This is a genomic window from Hyphomicrobium sp., from assembly GCF_051860585.1.
Taxonomy (GTDB): Bacteria; Pseudomonadota; Alphaproteobacteria; order Rhizobiales; family Hyphomicrobiaceae; genus Hyphomicrobium_C.
In genome coordinates this window covers 1-457 of sequence record NZ_JBHYDS010000021.1, presented here as the reverse complement: position 1 = coordinate 457, position 457 = coordinate 1, and the positions used below count along the sequence as shown (strand labels likewise).

Here is a 457-nt window from a genome sequence, read left to right as displayed (position 1 = left end):
CAGCGCTGGGGCGTTTCACGGCCGTGTTCGGAATGGGAACGGGTGCAGCCACCCCGCCATAACCACCAGGTCGACGAAGCGCACAATCTTTGATCGAGAAGCTGGGTTGGAGGGAGTAGGGAATAGGGAGTGGCGAATAGGGTATAGTAACCCCGAACGCCGCCATGCTTTCCGTCTCTCTCGTCTTTTCCGCGCAGTCGCAGCCGTCCGGCTGCGTTTCCAAGCCATTCCGGCTGACCAGCGTTTCGGGCGAAGCCCGAGCACGCGACTTGCGTGCCGCCGGTCGTCCGGCGCCCTCGCGGAGCATAGGCCCGCAGGGCCGCTCATGCGTGAGCGCTGGTATGACCATCGCGTCGCGATGGGCATTCGTAATGAGAATGATCAAGCCAATCGAGCTATTAGTACCGGTAAGCTTCATGCGTTGCCGCACTTCCACACCCGGCCTATCAACGTGGTC

Annotated in this window: 2 rRNA genes (1 of these 2 cut by a window edge); both read right to left on the bottom strand. The window is 61.5% G+C overall.

Going from position 1 to position 457, the window contains the following annotated elements:
• A 5S ribosomal RNA gene (rrf, locus tag ACTIFK_RS18990) occupies positions 1–70 on the bottom strand; it reaches 54 nt to the left of the window's first position.
• Positions 71–377: 307 nt separating this feature from the next.
• Positions 378–457: ribosomal RNA gene (locus tag ACTIFK_RS18985) — 23S ribosomal RNA — on the bottom strand; the annotation flags it as partial.